General features: G+C 70.2%; 14 protein-coding genes. 5 read left to right on the top strand and 9 right to left on the bottom strand.

The window, feature by feature from the left end; all coding sequences use genetic code 11:
* Positions 1-22: 22 nt before the first annotated feature.
* A complete protein-coding gene (dxr, locus tag ACQPYK_RS10695) occupies positions 23-1,207 on the bottom strand; it encodes a 1-deoxy-D-xylulose-5-phosphate reductoisomerase (RefSeq protein ID WP_433253670.1) in 1,185 nt (394 codons plus the stop codon).
* Positions 1,208-1,391: 184 nt separating this feature from the next.
* On the opposite strand from dxr, the gene ACQPYK_RS10690 reads away from it, so the two are divergent.
* Positions 1,392-2,441 carry a trypsin-like serine peptidase gene (locus ACQPYK_RS10690; protein ID WP_433253668.1) on the top strand — a complete coding sequence of 350 codons (1,050 nt, stop codon included), beginning with the start codon at positions 1,392-1,394 and terminating at the stop codon, positions 2,439-2,441.
* 53 nt (positions 2,442-2,494) lie between these two features.
* The gene (locus ACQPYK_RS10685) at positions 2,495-3,511 is read left to right on the top strand and encodes a trypsin-like serine peptidase (RefSeq protein WP_433253666.1); all 1,017 of its coding nucleotides are present in this window, start codon (positions 2,495-2,497) and stop codon (positions 3,509-3,511) included.
* 160 nt (positions 3,512-3,671) lie between these two features.
* On the opposite strand, the gene ACQPYK_RS10680 is transcribed toward ACQPYK_RS10685, so the two are convergent.
* The gene (locus ACQPYK_RS10680) at positions 3,672-5,099 is read right to left on the bottom strand and encodes an aldehyde dehydrogenase family protein (RefSeq protein WP_433253664.1); all 1,428 of its coding nucleotides are present in this window, start codon (positions 5,097-5,099) and stop codon (positions 3,672-3,674) included.
* Between the two features lie 217 nt (positions 5,100-5,316).
* Here ACQPYK_RS10680 and ACQPYK_RS10675 point away from each other — a divergent pair, with 217 nt between their 5' ends.
* The gene (locus ACQPYK_RS10675; RefSeq protein ID WP_433253662.1) at positions 5,317-5,943 is read left to right on the top strand and encodes a TetR/AcrR family transcriptional regulator; all 627 of its coding nucleotides are present in this window, start codon (positions 5,317-5,319) and stop codon (positions 5,941-5,943) included.
* Positions 5,944-6,061: 118 nt separating this feature from the next.
* Here the strand turns inward: ACQPYK_RS10675 and ACQPYK_RS10670 are convergent, their stop codons facing one another.
* Positions 6,062-7,519, bottom strand: coding sequence for a PucR family transcriptional regulator (locus ACQPYK_RS10670; RefSeq protein WP_433258758.1), 1,458 nt, complete (start codon positions 7,517-7,519; stop codon positions 6,062-6,064).
* A 97-nt stretch (positions 7,520-7,616) separates the two neighbouring features.
* Between ACQPYK_RS10670 and gabT the strand changes: the two genes are divergently transcribed.
* Both gabT and ACQPYK_RS10660 read left to right on the top strand, forming a co-directional pair.
* On the top strand, positions 7,617-8,969 hold the full coding sequence (gene gabT, locus ACQPYK_RS10665) for a 4-aminobutyrate--2-oxoglutarate transaminase (protein ID WP_433253660.1): 1,353 nt from the start codon (positions 7,617-7,619) through the stop codon (positions 8,967-8,969).
* Positions 8,970-9,148: 179 nt separating this feature from the next.
* A complete protein-coding gene (locus ACQPYK_RS10660) occupies positions 9,149-9,394 on the top strand; it encodes a hypothetical protein (protein WP_433253658.1) in 246 nt (81 codons plus the stop codon).
* A 139-nt stretch (positions 9,395-9,533) separates the two neighbouring features.
* On the opposite strand, the gene ACQPYK_RS10655 is transcribed toward ACQPYK_RS10660, so the two are convergent.
* The 6 genes from ACQPYK_RS10655 to ACQPYK_RS10630 form a co-directional block, all read right to left on the bottom strand.
* Positions 9,534-11,246: an ABC transporter family substrate-binding protein gene (locus ACQPYK_RS10655; protein ID WP_433253656.1), complete on the bottom strand. Its 1,713-nt coding sequence runs from the start codon at positions 11,244-11,246 to the stop codon at positions 9,534-9,536.
* Between the two features lie 21 nt (positions 11,247-11,267).
* Complete coding sequence (locus ACQPYK_RS10650) at positions 11,268-13,367, bottom strand: ABC transporter ATP-binding protein (RefSeq protein ID WP_433258756.1); 2,100 nt, start codon at positions 13,365-13,367, stop codon at positions 11,268-11,270.
* Positions 13,368-13,378: 11 nt separating this feature from the next.
* Positions 13,379-14,218, bottom strand: a complete 840-nt coding sequence (locus tag ACQPYK_RS10645; RefSeq protein ID WP_433253654.1) for an ABC transporter permease — start codon at positions 14,216-14,218, stop codon at positions 13,379-13,381.
* Positions 14,219-15,196: an ABC transporter permease gene (locus ACQPYK_RS10640; RefSeq protein WP_433253652.1), complete on the bottom strand. Its 978-nt coding sequence runs from the start codon at positions 15,194-15,196 to the stop codon at positions 14,219-14,221.
* 570 nt (positions 15,197-15,766) lie between these two features.
* Positions 15,767-16,993, bottom strand: a complete 1,227-nt coding sequence (locus ACQPYK_RS10635; protein ID WP_433253650.1) for a saccharopine dehydrogenase family protein — start codon at positions 16,991-16,993, stop codon at positions 15,767-15,769.
* A gap of 247 nt (positions 16,994-17,240) precedes the next feature.
* Positions 17,241-18,401, bottom strand: coding sequence for an extracellular solute-binding protein (locus ACQPYK_RS10630; protein WP_433253648.1), 1,161 nt, complete (start codon positions 18,399-18,401; stop codon positions 17,241-17,243).
* Positions 18,402-18,528: the final 127 nt, after the last annotated feature.

Raw genomic sequence — 18,528 nt, 5'->3', positions numbered from 1 at the left:
AGAGTCGACGGCGCTCCCCAGTCTAGGCAGTCGTGGTGAGCTCCCGTGCCCGAATGCGCGCCCACGCGTCGGCCTCCAGCACCTCGGCGACCGACTCGGCCTCGGTGACGGTGTGCTCGGCGACCACCGCGGCCACCGTGTCGACGATGCCGAGGAAGGGCAGCCGCCCGGCCAGGAAGGCCTCGACGCAGACCTCGTTGGCGGCGTTGTAGACGGCCGGGGCGGTGCCGCCCGCGGAGCCGACGTGGCGGGCCAGCGCGACGGAGGGGAAGGCCTCGTCGTCGAGCGGTTCGAAAGTCCAGGTGTGGGCCCTGGTCCAGTCGACCGTGGGGGCCGCCCCGGCGACCCGCTCCGGCCAGCCGAGGGCCAGCGCGATGGGCAGTCTCATGTCGGGCGGGCTGGCCTGGGCGATGACCGAGCCGTCGACGAACTCGACCATGGAGTGGACGACCGACTGCGGGTGGACCACGACGGTGATCCGGTCGAAGCCGAGATCGAAGAGCAAGTGGGCCTCGATGACCTCCAGGCCCTTGTTGACGAGTGTGGCGGAATTCACCGTGATGACCGGGCCCATCGACCAGGTCGGGTGGGCCAGAGCCTGCTCGGGGGTCACGTCCGCGAGCTCCGCGCGCGTCCTGCCGCGGAAGGGTCCGCCGCTCGCGGTGACGATGAGGTTGCGCACGGCCGACGCGTCGGGGCCGGTGGGGCCGGCGGCCCACAGACACTGGGCGAGCGCGGCGTGCTCGGAGTCGACCGGGATGAGCTGCCCCGGCTTCGCCAGGCGCTTCACCAGCGGGCCGCCGATGATCAGTGACTCCTTGTTGGCGAGGGCCAGCACCCTGCCCGCTTCCAGCGCGGCCAGCGTCGAGGTCAGTCCCAGCGCGCCGGTGATGCCGTTGAGTACCGTGTCGCACGGCCACGCGGCGGCCTCCGCGACCCCCTCCGGCCCGGCGAGCACCCGGGCGCCCACCCCGTGCGCGGACAGGGCCTCACGCAGCGCCGGCACGGCCGATGGGTCGGCGACGGCGACCGCGTCGGGCCGGAACTCGGCCGCCTGGCGGGCCAGCAGGTCGATCCGGCCGCCTCCGGCGGCGAGCGCCGCCACCCGGAACCGGCCGGGGTTGCGGGCGATGACGTCGAGGGACTGGGTCCCGATGGAGCCGGTCGAGCCGAGCAGGACGACGGAGCGGGTGGTGTCTGACTGCACCGACCCATTCTCCCGGCTTCCGTCTCCCTGTCGAACCGGCGTCGAAATCAGTGACGGGAGAAACACAGGGTGAAAGGCGATACTCACGCCTGAATTTCGCCATAGCAATAGTCGTAAACATTGAGAAACGCCGCCATATAGAGCATTAGCTTCCCGGTTCAACATCAGGTCTCGGGAGGTACGAATGCGGCGCACAGCACGCCTGGCCTCTTTCCTCGCTTTTCTCACTCTCGTCGCGGGCGGCGCCCCGCTCTCCGCGGCGGTCGCCCACAGCGCCGGCGCCACGACGGCCGGGCCCCGGCCGGTCGGGAAGGAGGCCGCCGACACCAGGACCGAGCAGCGCACCGTTCAGCGCTACTGGACGGAGGCCAAGATGGAGGCGACCCAGCCGCTCGACACCCTCGCGACCCTCGCACCCGAGAAGGACGGTGTCCGGCTCGCCGCGGCGGCCGTCGTGGCGCAGGCCTCGGCCGGCCCCGTCGCGGTCCCGGCGACCGCACCGGGCGGCGGCGCCGTCACGGCCACCCGGGCCTCCGCGTCCGCACGCGCCTCCACGGGGTCGCCGTGGACCCGGCGGGGGGCGATCGCCAAGACCGCCGGCCGGGTGTTCTTCACCTACCAGGGCCGCAACGCCTCATGCTCGGGCAACGCCGTGACCAGCGACAACAAGAGCACAGTGATCACCGCGGGGCATTGCGTGAAGATGGGCGGCGCCTTCCACGGCAACTGGGTGTTCGTCCCGGGCTACGACGACGGCGACCGCCCGCACGGCACCTGGGTGGCGACCGCGCTCTACACCACCCCGCAGTGGAACAACGGCGAGAACATCGACTACGACGTGGCCGCAGCCGTGGTCGCCCCGCTGAACGGCAGGTCGCTGACCGACGTGGTCGGCGGGCAGGGCGTCTCCTTCAACCAGGCCCGGCGGCAGCAGATGCACTCCTTCGGATATCCCGCGGCCGGCCCCTACGACGGGACCAGGCTGATCTACTGCGGAGGCCGGGCGTTCGACGATTTCCTGATGTCCCGCGACATCGGCCTCACCTGCGACATGACCGGCGGGTCGAGCGGCGGCCCCTGGTTCTCCGGCTTCGACGAGAACACCGGCCTGGGCACGTTGAACTCGGTCAACAGCTTCAAGTACGGCTTCGCCGCCGACTGGATGTTCGGCCCCTATTTCGGGACCGACGCGCAGGCGGTCTACGAAGCGGCGCAGAGCGCCACCACTCCCTGAGATTTACCGAAAGTAGTCACATCGGCACACCACGTAGTGCAAAATCGAGTCCCATGACTCTGAGCCTCCCCCTGCTTGCGAGTGCCGCGCTCGTCGCCGGTCTGATGGGCTTCCCCCCGGTCGGCGCGCCGACCACCGAGCACAGGCAGCAGGCCGCGAGCGCCGTCCACCCGCTCCGACCGGCCGGCGAGCCGGCCGCCGGAGCCGTGGCCCCGAGTGGGGACGACGTCGTCGAGCACGTGGCCGCACGCAGCCCGTCGGACCAGCGCCGCGTGCTCGACTACTGGACCCCGCGCCGGATGGCGGCCGCCGTCCCGATCGGCCTGCTCGGGGCGGCGACCGGGCTGCTCGGCAGGCCGGACGCCCCCGCCCGCCGTCAGGCCGCCCGCACCGGCGGGGCACGCTGGACCGCGGGCGGGGCGGTGACCCGCACCACGGGGCGGGTCTTCCTCACCCTCGGCGGGCTCGACTTCGTGTGCTCGGCGAGCTCGGTCAAGAGCGCCAACAGGGATCTCGTGGTGACCGCCGGGCACTGCGTCAAGGACGGCACCGGCGCGTGGGCCGACAACTGGACCTTCGTCCCCGGTTATGACCGGGGCGGCCAGCCGTACGGGCAGTTCGCCGCCCGCCGCATGTTCGTCGCGGGCCCCTGGTCGCGCAGCGCGGACGACAGCTACGACATCGGCATGGTGGCGCTCAACGCCAGGGGCGGCAGGCATCTGGAGGAGGTCGTCGGCGGCCAGGACATCGCCTTCGACGCCCCCCGGGGCCGCCCTGCCCACAGCTTCGGCTTCCCGGCCGAGCCGCCCTATGACGGCGAGCACCTGATCTACTGCGCCGGCCCGGTCCACCCCGACCCGCACGACCAGACCGGAGACCAGGGCATGCGCTGCGACATGACCGCCGGCTCCAGCGGCGGCCCCTGGCTGAGCGGCTTCGACGCCGTCACCGGACGCGGCGCGATCACCTCGGTGAGCAGCTTCAAATACAGCGACGACCGCGCCACCATGTACGGCCCCTACTTCGGCGGCACGGCCAGGGAGCTCTACACCACCGCCGAGAGCTCGTGACCGTGGGGAGCGCCCGGACCCACATCCGACTCCCGAGCGAGAACGCCCGCGAGGCGCCGACGGGCGAACGCGACACACCGGCTCCGTGAACGGCACGGCCCGCACCCCGGGGCGACGGGGTACGGGCCGTGCACGATCTGCCGGTCAGCGGACCGGAGGGTCAGAGGGTCAGCCCGGTGAGGACCATGACCTTCTCGTAGGTGAAGTCCGCCATCGCCGAGCGGACGCCCTCGCGGCCGACGCCCGAGTCCTTGACGCCGCCGTAGGGCATCTGGTCGGCGCGGTAGGACGGGACGTCTCCGATGATCACGCCGCCGACCTCCAGCTCCCGGTTGGCGCGGAAGGCGATGTCCAGGTTGCGGGTGAACACCCCGGCCTGCAGGCCGTACTTGGAGTCGTTGACGGCGGCGAAGGCCTCGTCGACGCCGGACACGGACTGGACGATCATGACGGGCCCGAAGACCTCCTCGCAGGAGACCTTGGCGTCGTGCGGCACGTCGGCCAGGACGGTCGGCGCGACGGTGGCGCCGTCGCGGGTACCGCCGGCCAGCAGCAGGGCGCCGGCCGCGACGGCCTCCTTGACCCACTGCTCGACGCGTTCGGCGGCCTCGACCGAGACGAGCGGGCCGACCTGTGTCTTGTCCTCGGCGGGGTCTCCGGTGACCAGCGCCTCGACGGCGGGGACCAGCCTGGCGAGGAAGTCCTCGCGCACGGACTCCTCGACGATCACCCGCTGAACGGCGATGCAGCTCTGCCCGGCCTGGTAGTTGGAGAACAGCGCCACCCGGGAGGCGGCCCAGTCGAGGTCGGCGTCGGCGAGCACGACGGCGGCGGCGTTGCCGCCGAGTTCCAGGGTGACGTGCTTGCGCGGCACCTGGTCCATGATCGCGTAGCCGACCGGCCCGGACCCGGTGAAGGAGACGATCGGCAGGCGCGGATCGTCGACGAGGGCGGCGGCGCGGTCGTTGGGCACCGGGAGCACGGAGAACATGCCCTCGGGCAGTTCGGTCTCGGCCAGGATCTCGCCCAGCACCAGGGAGGAGATCGGCGTCGCCGGTGCCGGCTTGACGATGATCGGGGCGCCCACCGCGATGGCCGGGGCGACCTTGTGGGCCACCAGGTTGAGCGGGAAGTTGAACGGCGTGATCGCCAGGATCGGGCCGTGCGGGACGCGCGAGACGTAGGCGAGGCGCCCGGCGGAGGCGGCTTCGGTGTCCAGGCGCATGGCCTCGCCACCGAGGCGGCGGGTCTCCTCGGCGGCGAACCGGAAGGTGGAGACCGCGCGGTTGACCTCGCCGCGGGCCCAGAAGATCGGCTTGCCGTTCTCCGCCGTGATGAGCCGGGCGATCTCCTCGGCGCGCTCGGCCAGGCGGCGCGAGACGTGGGCGAGGGCCTCGGCCCGCACGTGGATGGGGAGCGCGGCGGCCTGCTTGCGCACGGCCGCCGCCGCGGCGACGGCCTCTTCGACCTGGTCCGCGGTCGGGACGGAGCAGATGCCGACGACACGGCCGTCATGGGAGTTGGTCACGGTGAGCTCGGCGTCCCCCGTGGCGGGGCGGCCGGCGAGCCAGAAGGGGCGCACGTCCATGGCTCCGACGGTATGCCACCGCTCCGGAGGTGGCGTTACTCCACTACGCACAAGAGACTTGCGCGGGCACGCCGTTACGCATAAAAATAACTCTCTCCATGCCTGTAACGAAAATGGGCTGGATTGCGGATATTTCTTATATGGCGGCGGTTTGAAGGATCTCTGCCCTGGCTAAGTCACCGAATGCAACTCCCCGAGAGCGGAAGGGCGTGGCCGCATGACCTCTCCGGCGCCGCGCGGACTGCAGGGCGCCTATCTGCTCGGGGAGAGGGCCACCCAGGACGAGCTCCGCGGCAAGCTGCTCGACGTGGCCAGTCAACTCCTCGTCACCATCGGCCCGGAAAGCCTGTCGATGCGGCGCATCGCCGCCGAGGCGGGGTGCTCGACGACGGTCATCTACACCATGTTCGGCAGCAAGGAAGGTCTGGCCGAGGCGCTTTACCTGGAGGGCTTCGAACGCTTCCGGCGACGGCTGGAGGCCGTGCCCTCACATCGGGACGCGCTGGAGCACCTCACCGCGCTCGGACCCGCCTACCGGGAGGCCGCGCTGGCCGAGCCCGGCTACTACGCCCTGATGTTCGAGCGGGCGATCCCCGGCTTCGTGCCGAGCGAGCGGGCCAGGACCCTGGCCCGGGCGGCGCTGAACGTCCTCGACCGGGTGATCGCCGACTGCATCTCGGCGGGATACATCATCCCGACCCAGCCCAGGAAGATCGCCGATGCCCTCTGGGCCGCCGCCCAGGGCGCCATCAGCCTGGAGCGCGCGGGGCACCTGCGTGACAGCCGCACCTATGACGCGGTCACCTACGCCACCATCTCCCGCTACCTGGTCGCCAGGCCCTGACCCGCCGCACTCGTCGCGTCCCGGCTCCAGTTCTGACCTGCCGCACCCGTCACATCCCCTCGCCGCCCATCCGGCCGGGCTCAGCCGGGCTCGGCCGGATGGGCCGATCGGTCCGGGCTCACTCCGTCACGGCCAGCGCGACCCAGAGCTCGGCGCGGGCCGCCGGGTCGTCGAGGTCGCGGCCGAGAAGCTCGGCGACACGGCGCATGCGGTAGCGCAGGGTGTGGCGATGCACGCCGAGCCGTTGCGCCGCCGCGTCCCAGTGACCGTTGCACGCCAGGTAGGCGCGGAGGGACTCCAGCAGGTCGGCTCGCGAGCCGTACTCGCGCAGGGGGGCGAGCAACGCCGAGGAGAACGCCGCGGCCGCGCCGGGGTCCAGCAGGGACAGCAGGCCCTGGCCGGCGAGGTCGGCGAAGCGCATGACCCGCTCGGCGGCGCGACGGGCCGAGGCCAGCGCCCGGTCGGCCTGGTCGAGGCCCGCACGCAGGTCGTCGAGGCCGACCGGGGAGCCGACTCCGACCGGGCCGTGTTCCCGCAACACCGCGATCACCTCCTCGGCCCGCTCCGCCTCGACGACGGCCACCACCCGGTCCTCCACGGCCACCGCGAAGTCCTCGCCCGCGCCTTCCAGCACCGCCTCCCGATCCCCGCCGGCGGCCAGCACCACCAGCGGCTCGCCGGGCAGAGCGCCTCCCAGCCGTTCCAACGTCTCCTGGCCGGCCTGCACCTGCCCGGCCAGCAACAGCTGTAGCACCGCCGAACGGACCCGGCGCTCGGCTGCCAGATGCTCGCGGCCCTGCTCGATGGCCAGCGTCAGCAGGGACCCGGCGGCGTTGACCACGGTGTGCGCGACCGGCGTGAACGGCCGGGTGAGGCCGACCGCGAAGAACCCCCGGACGCGACGGGCGCCGAGCGGCTGCACGATGACGTGCTCGTGGGGCGTGGAGAGCGACAGGCTGGCGGGTTTGCCCCCGCTCGCGGGTTTCCTCAGGCGCTCCAGTTCGGGACGGAGGCCGGCGACGCCGGCGGCGCCCTCTCCCGCCGCGTGCCGTACGGCTCCCGCCTCGTCGAGCAGGGCGGCCCAGCCGCCGAGCTCGCGGGCCAGGCCGTCGATCACCGCGCGGGGGCCCTCGGGGCGGAGGGCGGCGCGGGTGAGGCGCCCCTGGGTGGCGAAGGCACGGCTGATCTCGTCGTACTGCTCGGCCGCGATCAGGTCGCTGACCAGTTTGCCGATCGCGACGAAGGGCGTGTCGCGCGGCACCTCGATCAGCGGCAGCCCCGCCCGTGCCGCCGCGTCCACCAGCCCGGCCGGGATCGCCTCGTGTCCCAGCCCGACGCCGAACCCGAGCCCGGTGACCCCCTTGCCGACCAGACGCTCGACGTAGGGTCCGGCGTTGCCGGCGTCCAGGCGCATGCCCGTGGTGAGGACGAGCTCGCCGCCCTCCAGGAACGGGGTCGGGTCCTCCAACTCGCTGACCGCCACCCAGCGCACCGGCCGATCGAGCGAGTCCTGCCCGGTGAGCACGCCGAGTCTGAGCGGCAGGCGCCGCACGATGGTGCGGAGCGTCGGCGCCACGACCACCCCCGGTTTGTACGTTACGGCTAGAGTGCTATCGGTAATTTTGCCATAGTGCATCATCCATGCAGCGGCATATGCGACATACCGTCGCAGTATGAGTACCGTCACCCAGGGCGGCCCCTCGCTTCCGCAGGAGCGCCGGGTTGTCACCGAGATCCCCGGCCCGAAGTCCCGCGAGATGTTCGCGCGCAAGCAGGCCGCCGTTCCGCCGGGCATCGGCACCACGCTGCCGGTCTTCGTGACGCACGCCGGTGGCGGTGTCGTCGTCGACGCCGACGGCAACTCGCTGATCGACTTCGGCTCCGGCATCGCGGTGACCAGCGTCGGCAACGCCGCCCCGCGCGTGGTCGAGCGGGTTCAGAAGCAGGTCGCGGACTTCACCCACACCTGCTTCATGGTCACGCCGTACGAGTCGTACGTGGAGGTGTGCGAGAAGCTCAACGAGCTCACGCCCGGTGACCACGAAAAGCGCACCTTCCTGCTCAACAGCGGCGCCGAGGCCGTGGAGAACGCGGTCAAGGTCGCCCGCCACGCCACCGGACGCCAGGCGGTCGTCGTGTTCGACCACGGCTACCACGGCCGGACCCTGCTGACGATGTCGCTGACGGCCAAGAACATGCCCTACAAGCACAGGTTCGGCCCGTTCGCCCCCGAGGTCTACCGGGTGCCGCTGGCCTACCCCTTCCGCTGGCCCACGGGCCCGGAGAACTGCGCGGAGGAGGCGGCGGCCCAGGCGATCGACCAGATCACCAAGCAGATCGGCGCGGAGAACGTGGCCGCCGTGGTGATCGAGCCGATCGCGGGCGAGGGCGGCTTCATCGAGCCGGCCAAGGGCTTCCTGCCGAAGATCGTGGAGTTCTGCCGGGAGAACGGCATCGTCTTCATCGCCGACGAGGTCCAGACGGGCTTCTCCCGTACCGGTGACCTGTTCGCCTGCGAGGACGAGGGCATCGTCCCGGACATCATCGTCACCGCCAAGGGCATCGCGGGCGGCCTTCCGCTGGCGGCCGTCACCGGCCGCGCCGAGATCCTCGACAAGGTCCACGTCGGCGGGCTGGGCGGTACCTACGGCGGCAACCCGCTCGCCTGTGAGGCGGCGCTGGGCGTGCTGGAGACCATCGAGGCCGACGACCTGACCGGCAAGGCCCGCCGTATCGGCGAGGTCATGCTTCCCCGGCTGCGCGCCATCGCCGACAAGAACCCGGTGATCGGCGACGTTCGCGGCCGCGGCGCCATGATCGCCATCGAGCTGGTCGTCCCCGGCACCAAGGAGCCGCACCCCACCGCGGCGGGTGAGATCGCCAAGAGGTGCCACGCCGAGGGACTGCTCGTGCTGACCGCGGGCACCTACGGAAACGTCCTGCGATTCCTGCCGCCGCTCGTCATGCCCGACCACCTGCTGGAAGAGGGCCTGGCCATTCTGGAGAAGACCATCAGCGCGCTCTGACGGTTTAGATCACCCCATAAGGGGCACCCGGCTTGAGACTGGGTGCCCCTTTTGCTGCTGTACGCCCCTCAGAAAGGTAGTGATTTAACCACTGCTTGACACCCACCAAGGCGATCACGGGTCACGGCGGCGTTATAACGGTTCCGGTATGACACTGCGCGATCAAGACGGGAGGCGCAATGAACTGGGGACCGAATAGAACGGCGCGGAACACGCTGACGTTCGATCCTGAGGGCCTGACCCCCACCCAGCGTGAGGGGGACGCCTGCGTGGCCTGCCACAAGAAATGGCCCCGCCCGCGGATCCGGATCGGCCGTCTGCCCGACGACGGGGCCCTGTACGCCTGCCCGGAGTGCGCGGACGCGTTGCTGCCGGACCTCCAGGAGAACGTCTACCCCCTCCCCCGCCGGGTGGCCTTCTCCTGAGCCCTCGCCTGGGCTCCCGGCTCCCCTCCCGGGCGGCCTCCGGATCCCTTCCGGGAACCGAAGCCCTTCCGGAAAAAGGAAGGCGCCCTCCCCCGCCGGAGCGGGGAAGGGCACCGAAGAACCGCGGCGACTACGGCGACTACTTGGTGTAGCCGACGGTCGTCCAGTTCTTGTCCGCGTACCCGAAGGAACCGTAGTTCGCCAGGTTCTTCTTGGCCGCGTAGATGTCGGGGCGCTGGTACATCGGAATCGTGTGCACCTCGTCCCAGATCAGCTTGTCGGCCGCGTTGCCCAGCTCGATCGCCTTGGCCGGGTCCATCTCACCCGCGGCCTGGTCGATCAGCTTGTCCAGCTCGGGGGTGCCGACGCGCGGGAAGTTGCTGCCGAAGTTGTCGGGGCTCGTCGGCGACTTGTAGATCTGCGGCAGGGCGCCGTTCGGGAACGGCGTGCCCAGCCAGGAGAACGGGACGAGGTCGAAGTTGCCGGGGATGATGAAGTCGTCGAAGAACTTGTCGTCCGGCACCGGCTCGATGACGACCTTGACGCCGATCTCCTTCAACATCGCCTGGGTGAGCTCGCCCTCCTGCTTGGAGGTGGACAGGGAGGCCGGGACGATGAAGCGGAGCGAGAACTCCTTGCCGTCCTTCTTTCGGTACTCCCCCTCCTGCTTCCAGCCCGCGGCGTCCAGGAGCTGCTTGGCCTTCTCCGGGTTGTACTTGCCCAGTTCGCCGGAGTTGTCCACGTAACCCTTGTGGGTGTTCATGTACAGGTGGTTGTTGAGCGTCTGGACCGGCCAGTCCATGTCCTTGAGGTCGGACGCGGCGATCGTCTCGCGGTTGATGCCGAGCTGGATGGCCTGGCGGACCGACTTGTCCTTGAGGAACGCCGAGGAGCCGTTGACGGTGAAGTGGCGCCAGTTCGGGGCCGCGGCCTTGCGGATGTCGACGTTCGGCACCGCCTTGGCCCGCTTGAGGTCGGCGGCGTTCGCCGGAATCTCCACCGCGTCGAGCTCGCCGTTGGCGAAGGCGTTGAGCTTGGCGGTGTCCTCGGTGGTCCGGAAGATGACCTTGTCGAGCTTGGCCTTCTGACCCCACCACTTGTCGTCACGGACGAGGGTGGCGGTCTTGCTGGTCTGGTCCATGGACTCGACCTTGAACGGGCCCGCGGTGACCGGGATCTTGTCGATCCAGCCCTTGTTGAACGCCTCGGGCGTCTCGTTCGTCGAGGCGGGGTAGAGCGGCGAGAACATACCCGGCCAGTCCGGGTAGTTCTTGTCGAAGGTCACCACCACGTCCTTGTCGGTGGCGCCCTTCTCCACCGAGGCGACCCGGTCGTAGCCGTCGGTCGAGGAGACCTGGTACTTGTTGTTCTTGCCGTTCAGGGCCTTCCACTGGGCCTGGAAGTCCTTGTAGGTGATCGGCTTGCCGTCCGACCAGGCGGCCTTGTCGTTGATCTTGTAGGTGACGACCTGCTTGCCCCCGGTGAGCTCCATCTTCCACTCGGTGACGTAGTCGGGGTTGTTGGTGACCTCGGCCTTGTCGTTGGCGATGGCGACGAGCGGCATGAGCGGCTCGATCACGTCGTCGGTGTTGGCGTTGGTGCCGTTGACCTGGTTGTAGTTCCACTGGCTCTGCCACTGGTTGAGCGCCAGCTTCACCGAACCACCGTCGGTGACCTGGTCGTAGGCGACCGGGTTGGTCGTGCTTCCGGGAAGCCCGGCGGCCTGCTGCTGGGCCTCCTTGGCGGCCTCGGTCGAGCCGGCCTTCGGCTTGTCGCCGCCGCCACCGGCGCAGGCGGTGAGGGCCATGGCCAGGAGCGCGGCTCCAGCGACGGCCTTGTAGCCAACCTTCACGTGTTCCTCCAACGGGGTTCGTCAGTGACGCGAGGTCATGACGACCTCGGTCTCCTCGGGGTAATGGCAGGCGGCGCCGTGGTCGACGGCGGGCGCGAGCTGTACGACAGTGGGTTCTTCCTCGTCGCACCTGCGGGCCTCGGCGGCGCCCAGCAGGGCGCGTTTGGGGCAGCGGGTGCGGAAGCGGCAGCCGGACGGCGGATCGGCCGGGCTGGGCAGGTCGCCTTCGAGCAGGATCCGCTCGCGCGAGCGTTCCAACTCGGGGTCGGGCAGCGGGATGGCCGACAGCAGTGCCCGCGTGTAGGGGTGGGCCGGCCTGCCGTAGACCTCCTCGACCGCGCCGATCTCGGCGATCTTGCCGAGATACATGACGGCGATCCGGTCCGCGAGGTGCCGGACCACCGACAGGTCGTGCGCGACGAAGAGGTAGGACAATCCGAGCCTGACCTTCAGCTCCTCCAGCAGGTTGATCACACCCGCCTGGATGGACACGTCCAGCGCCGAGACCGGCTCGTCGAGCACGATCAGCCGGGGCTCCAGGGCCAGGGCGCGGGCGATGCCGATGCGCTGGCGCTGGCCGCCGGAGAAGTGTTGCGGGTAGCGCTGGGCGTGGCTCGGGTCGAGCCCCACCAGGCTGAGCAGTTCGGCGATCCGGGCGGCGACGTCCTTGTGGCCGTGTGCGCGCAGCGGCTCGGCGAGGATGTCGCCGACCGGCATGCGCGGGTCGAGCGCGGCCATCGGGTCCTGGAAGACGATCTGCAGGTCCCGGCGGAGCGCCTTGCGCTCGGCTCCGGCCAGCTTGGCGCTGTCCTTGCCGAGCACCACGACCGTGCCGCCCTGCGGCGCCTCCAGCTGCATGATCTGCTGCAGCGTGGTGGTCTTGCCGCAGCCCGACTCGCCGACCAGGGCCAGCGTCTCGCCCTCGGCGATGTCGAAGCTGATGCCGTCGACCGCGTGCACGGTGCCGACGCGGCGCTTGAACACCGCGCCCTTCATGAGCGGGTAGTGCCGGATCATGTTCTCGATCCTCAGCACGATGTCCCGCTCGGCGCGCGGCCGGGGCTCCGTCGTCTCGGCGGGGGCCTCGGGCACCGGGTAGATCGTGGCGCCGTCGAGCCCCTTGAGCTCGATCTCGTGCGAGCGGATGCAGGCCGACATCCGGGTGCCGGGGCCGATCCGCTCCAGGTCGGGCTCGGCCTCGTCACAGGCGCTGACCCTCATCGGGCAGCGCGGCGCGAACGGGCAGCCCGACGGCAGCGCGGCGGGCGAGGGCGGGTTCCCCTCGATCGGGATCAGCCGCTCGGACGGCCGGTCCATCCGCGGGATCGAGGCGAGCAGGCCCATCGTGTACGGCTGGCGCGGGCGGTAGTAGACCTCGTCCACGGTGCCGAGCTCGACCGGCTTGCCGGCGTACATGACCAGCACCCGGTCGGCGATGCCCGCGACGACCCCCAGGTCATGGGTGATCATCACGATGCCCGCGCCGGTCTCCCGCTGCGCGGTCTTGAGCACCTCCAGGACCTGCGCCTGGATGGTGACGTCCAGCGCGGTCGTCGGTTCGTCGCAGATCAGCACGTCGGGGTCGTTGGCGATGGCCATGGCGATCATGGCGCGCTGGCGCATGCCGCCGGAGAACTCGTGCGGGAACGCCTTGGCACGCACGCCCGGGTGCGGGATGCCCACCAGGTCCAGCAGTTCGACGGCCCGCTTGGCGGCCTTGTCCTTGCCGAGCTTCTGGTGGATCCGCACCGCCTCGGCGATCTGGTCGCCGATCGTGTAGACGGGGGTGAAGGCCGACAGCGGATCCTGGAAGATCATGCCGATGGCCTTGCCGCGGAGCCGGGTGAGCTCGTCCTCCGGCATGTCGAGCAGTTCCCGGCCGTGCAGCCTGACCGAGCCGCCGACCTCGGCGCCCGCCGGGAGCAGACCCATCACCGCCAGCGAGGTCACCGACTTGCCGGAGCCCGACTCGCCGACGATGCCGAGCACCTCGCCCCGGCTGAGCTGGTAGCTCACGCCCCGGACGGCCTTGATGCCGCCGCGGAAGGTGACGTTGAGGTCGTCGACCTCCAGAATGGGCCCGTTCTCCACGCTCCGCGTGCCGCGGGCGCCGATCGTCATGTCTCGCTCGTTCACTGGTTGCTCCCCGGGTCGAGCGCGTCGCGCAGGCCGTCGCCGATGAGGTTGATGCTGAGGACGAGCAGCACGAGCAGGCCGGCCGGGAAGAGGAACAGCCACGGATAGCCGGTGACCTTGCTGCTGCCGTCCGCGATCAGCGTGCCGAGCGAGACGTCGGGCGGCTGGATGCCGAACCCGAAGAACGACAGGGCCGCCTCTCCGAGGATCGCACCGCTGATGTTGAGCGTGGCGTCGATGATGAGCAGGGAGGAGAGGTTCGGCACGACGTGCCGCAGGATGATCCGCCAGCCGGGGATGCCCATGTAGCGGGCGGCCAGGATGTACTCCCGCTCCCGCAGGGAGAGCGTCATGCTCCGGACCACCCGGGAGGTGATCATCCAGGAGAAGGCCGCGAGCAGCGCCACGAACCACAGCCAGGAGCCGCCCTTGAGGTTCGGCGAGACGATGGCGATGATCAGGAAGCTGGGCAGCACGAGCAGCAGGTCCGCACCCCACATCAGGGCCTTGTCCACCCACCCGCCGAAGTAGCCGGCGGCGGCGCCGACCAGTGCGGCCGCGCCGGTGGAGAAGAGAGCGACGAGGAAACCGATGACGATCGACTTCTGCATGCCGCGCAGGGTGACCGCGTAGACGTCCTGGCCGATCTGGGTGGTGCCCCACCAGTGTTCGGCCGAGGGCGCCTCCAGGAAGGCCAGGAAGTCCTTCTCGGTCCAGTCGTGGGCGCCGACGAACGGGCCGGCGTAGGCGAGCGCGAGGAGCAGCAGCAGCGCCAGCAGGCCGTAGCGGGCCTGCGGGTTGCGCATCAGACGGGCGAGGACGACCTTCGAACGCATCTAGCTCACCCGCACCCGGGGGTCGAGGGCGGCCACGGCGAGATCCGACAGCAGACCCGCGACCAGGACGCAGACGGCGGCGAACAGGCTCACCGCGGCGACGGAGTTGGTGTCGTTCTGCTGGATCGAATCCACCAGCCAGGCGCCCATACCGTGCCAGCCGAAGATCTTCTCGGTGAAGGTCGCACCGGTCAGCAGCGTGCCGAAGGTGAAGGCGAAGTAGGTCGCGGCCGGGACCAGCGCGGTCCGCAGGGCGTGCTTGAACAGCGCCTTCCTGCGGCTGAGGCCCTTGGCCCGAGCGGTGCGGACGAAGTCCTGGCCCAGCACATCCAGCATCATGTTGCGCTGGATGCGGCTGTAGAAGGCGACCTGCCCGAGGGAGAGCGAGATCGTCGGCAGGATCAGGTGGTTGAGCCGGTTGGTGAACTGCTCCCAGCCGCTCAACGCCGGGTTGTACTCACCGGTGTACTCCAGGAGCGTGAAGCCCAGGACGTCGTTGAGCTTGACCGCCGCGATGGTGAGCATCGTCGCCGTGACGAAGACCGGGATCGCCATGATGACGAAGGAGGTGACTCCGATCGCCCGGTCGCTGATGCTGTACTGCTTGACCGCGGCGTAGGCGCCGACGGCCACGCCGATACCCGAGCCGATGATCGTGCCGATGAGCAGCAGCCGCAGGCTGACGCCTATGCGCCGGCCCATCTCGCCGTTGACCGACTTGCCCTCCCAGGTCTTGCCGAAGTCGCCGTGGGCGAGCCCGGAGACCCAGGTGACGTAACGCTCGAAGACCGGCGTCTTGTCGTTGAGGTTGTAGTCGTTCAGCGTCGCGTCGACGACGGCCTCCGCCACCGGTGGCTGGCGGCCTTCGTACTTGGCCCTCGGGTGGAGGCTGGTCGCGGCCAGGAAATACGCCATGCTCGCGGCGATCGCCACCAGCAGGACATTGCTGACCAGCCGCTTCAGCAGGTAGGCGCCCATCGTCCTCCCCTCATGTGTCGCCCGGGAGCGCGAGGGGCGGGCGGGGAAGCCCAAGGAGCGAATGCCTCGTTTACCCCATTAGCGCATGTTTAATCCCGTTATGGCATTTTTAGACCGGGATGAGCGAAACGATACCTGCAGGAAGCAACGGGGCCGACCGTTGGCGGTAACGATACGGAGTCGAGATGTCCTGGTTCTGTCACAGGATGTCCAGGTTTTGTAACACGTAACCCGGCGTGAGTGACGTGCTTTCCGATGCCACCGCTCAGGGCCGTTCCTCAAGGGAGGCGTCCTCGGAACGCCGGGGACAGTGGCCGGAATCACCCGTCCACCGTCCCGGCGCCTTCGGGGGCGCGGGCGCCGACCGCGGGGAGCGACCGGCGCCGTACGGCGCGCGGACTCGGGGACCGAGCGCCACGGTTCAGCACGAGCGACGCACGGACTCGGGGACCGAGCGCCACGGTTCAGCACGAGCGACGCACGGACTCGGGGACCAGGCGCCACGGTTCAGCACGGACGGCGCACGGACTCGGGGACCAGGCGCCGTGCTTCAGCACGGACGGCGCGGGGTCAGGCCGGCTGGAGGATCTGGCCGGACTGCTCGCGCATGCCCCACGGCGAGCCGTAGGCGTTGAGCAGATCCAGGAACGGCACCGCGTCGAACGCCTCGGGGCCCAGCACTCCGGTGCCCGACCAGCCGCCGGTGGCCAGCAGCTCCAGCGCGACCACCGGATGCACGGCGGTCTGCCAGACCACGGCCTGGCAACCGTACTCCCGCATCGACCACTCGTTGTCGACCACGTGGTAGAGGTAGACCTCGCGCGGCTCGCCGTCTTTGCCGACGCCCTTCACCCAGGTGCCGGCGCAGGTCTTGCCGCGCATCCGGTCGCCGAGCGTGGCCGGGTCGGGCAGGCTGGCCGCGACCACGTCCCGGGGAGAGGCCTCGACCCCGCCGACCCGGATCTTGCCCGCCCGATCCAGGCCGAGCTTGTGCAGGGTCTTCAGAACTCCGATGAACTCCTCGCCGAGGCCGTACTTGAACGTCACCCGCTTGGCGTCGATCCAGCGAGGGACGAGCAGCACCTCCTCGTGCTCGACGTTGACGCACTCGACCGGGCCGATCCCCTCGGGGAAGTCGAAGACCTCCGGCTCGCTGAACGGCTCGGTGGTGTGCCACTCCCCGTTCTCCCAGATCACCGGCGGGTTGAGGCACTCCTCGATGGTCGTCCAGATGGAGAACGTCGGCGCGAAGTCGTAGCCCTCGACCACGAGGTTCGACCCGTCGCGGATGCCGATCTCCTCGATGCTCTCGAAGAGGTGCTCGGAGGCGTAGCGCGCGAACACGTCGGCGAGCCCGGGCTCCACGCCCATGCCCACCAGCGCCAGCCTACCCTTGCCCCGCCAGGCGTCGCCGAGCGCGAACTGCTCGTCGCCCAGCTTCACCCCGGTCAGTTCGTACGGCCTGCGGGGATGCGGTCGCGACAGTGACATCGCCATGTCGAGGTAGTGCGCCCCGGCATTGAGCGCGGCCCGGAACAGGGACATGGTGAAGCGCGGATCCACGGCGTTGAAGAGCACGTCACAGCGGTGCTCCGCCAGCGCCGCCTCGACCGCGGCCTGGTCGGAGGCGTCCAGCCCGATGGCGCTGAACCGCGGATCGTCGATCTTGGCCACAACGCCGGCGGCGCGGCTCTGTTGAGAGTCCGCCACCACGATGTGTTCGAAGAAATCTCGGCGTGCGGCGATCGGAACCACGGCGGAGCCAACCCCGCCCGCTCCCACAAGAAGGATTCTCATGGTGGGAGCCTACTCGCTGACTGGTCAACCAACCAATAGAGAAGATGCGATTCGGCCACCGAATCCATTGTTGATATTGAAGATCACGACGGAAACCGTGGCTGCTTCGGGCACGGACAGACATGCTCGAAGAAACGGCAAGGTGCCCCAGGGCCGAGGCGACAGCCGGGACTCCCCTGGCGGATCACGCCCGGCTGGAGGATGGGCGGGGCCGTGACCGGTCAGGCCCGGCCCGTGGGTCCCCCGCTCACTTCACCAGGTTCTTCCACCGCCGCTCCCAGTCGGTGTAGTCGGTGCATTTCCCGCCCTGGCCCCCGCAATCGCCTGTCGGGCGAACGGCGAAGAGGACGCGCCGGATCCAGTCGTCGTCGCGGACGTGGTAGATCTCACACATGTGACGGGCGCGCCCGTCACATGCCTGGGGGTTGGCCGGAGCGAGCCCGGTCCAGGCGGCGGCCCGGCGCTGCACGTCCGGCGAGGCGGTCCAGTTGAGCCACCGGTAGGCGCAGTTCGGGCTGGCGGGCTTGGCCGCGAGCATCCACGAGTCGACCCACCCGGTCATCGGCGCCCGCTCCAGCGCCTTGACCCGCCGGCCCGCACGCTGGAAGAGGTCCCGGTGGTACGGCAGGGCCTGGGCGAGCCGTACCGACCCCGCCGCCAGAGCCCGGATCACGTCCACGGAGTCTTTCCAGTAGATCCGCTCGGGGCCGTCCCGCTCGGCGAGCAGCTTCATGGCGGCGTCGAGCTGGACGGGGGTGAGCTGGAACGGATTCTCGACCCCCAGCTCGGGTGCGGTCCGCCTGAGCGCGAGCGCGGCGTCGGCGATGCCCAGCGGGTCGTCCTTGATCGCCACAGGAGTGGTCGTGTAGAGGGCCTCCGGTCCCTGTGGCCTGCCCAGCTCGTAGATGACCTGGTTGACCCCCCACAGGTACGGGACGCCGTAGACCTTGCCGTCCCGCCGCACGGCGGGCAGCTCGCGCAGTCGCTTGGGGATGTGCTTGTAGTCCTCGATCAGGGCGGTGTCGACCGGCGCGACCTCGCCCTTCGCCATCAGCCGGCCGGCCAGGTCGGGCGCGGGCGAGATGACGTCGTAGGAGTTCTTGGCGAGCTTGGCCGCCATCTCCTCGCTCGTCGCGACCCGGTCGAGCTTCACCACGCGGCACCCGGTCTTCTCCTCGAAGGGAGTGACCCAGTTGAACCGGGAGTCGGTCCCGCCGTACTCGACGTGGTCCTGGAAGGTGAGCACCTGGAGCGTGCCCTCGCCCTTGCCGATGGAGGCCGAAGGCGTCGGGGTCGGGCTCGCCACCGGCTGGACGGCGCCCGTGGCCCCCGTCGAGGCGATGACGGCGAGCGTCAGCCCGCCCGCCAGGGCTCCGAGATGCGTACGGCGGAGCCTGTCCCTGCCCATGAAGTCCCCCCGCGATGGCGCTGCCGACCTGTTCGGAGCCTATCGGCCCGCCGTCGGGCCGGGGCCCGAGCCTCCCGGGCCCCGGAGGGCTCTCGCGGCACGTGGCGGCCCCGCGACGGTCCACCGC

This window comes from Streptosporangium sp. CA-135522, from assembly GCF_050949235.1.
GTDB lineage: Bacteria > Actinomycetota > Actinomycetes > Streptosporangiales > Streptosporangiaceae > Streptosporangium.
The sequence above is the reverse complement of the archived record's forward strand: the minus strand, read 5'-3'. Positions and strand labels throughout refer to the sequence as shown.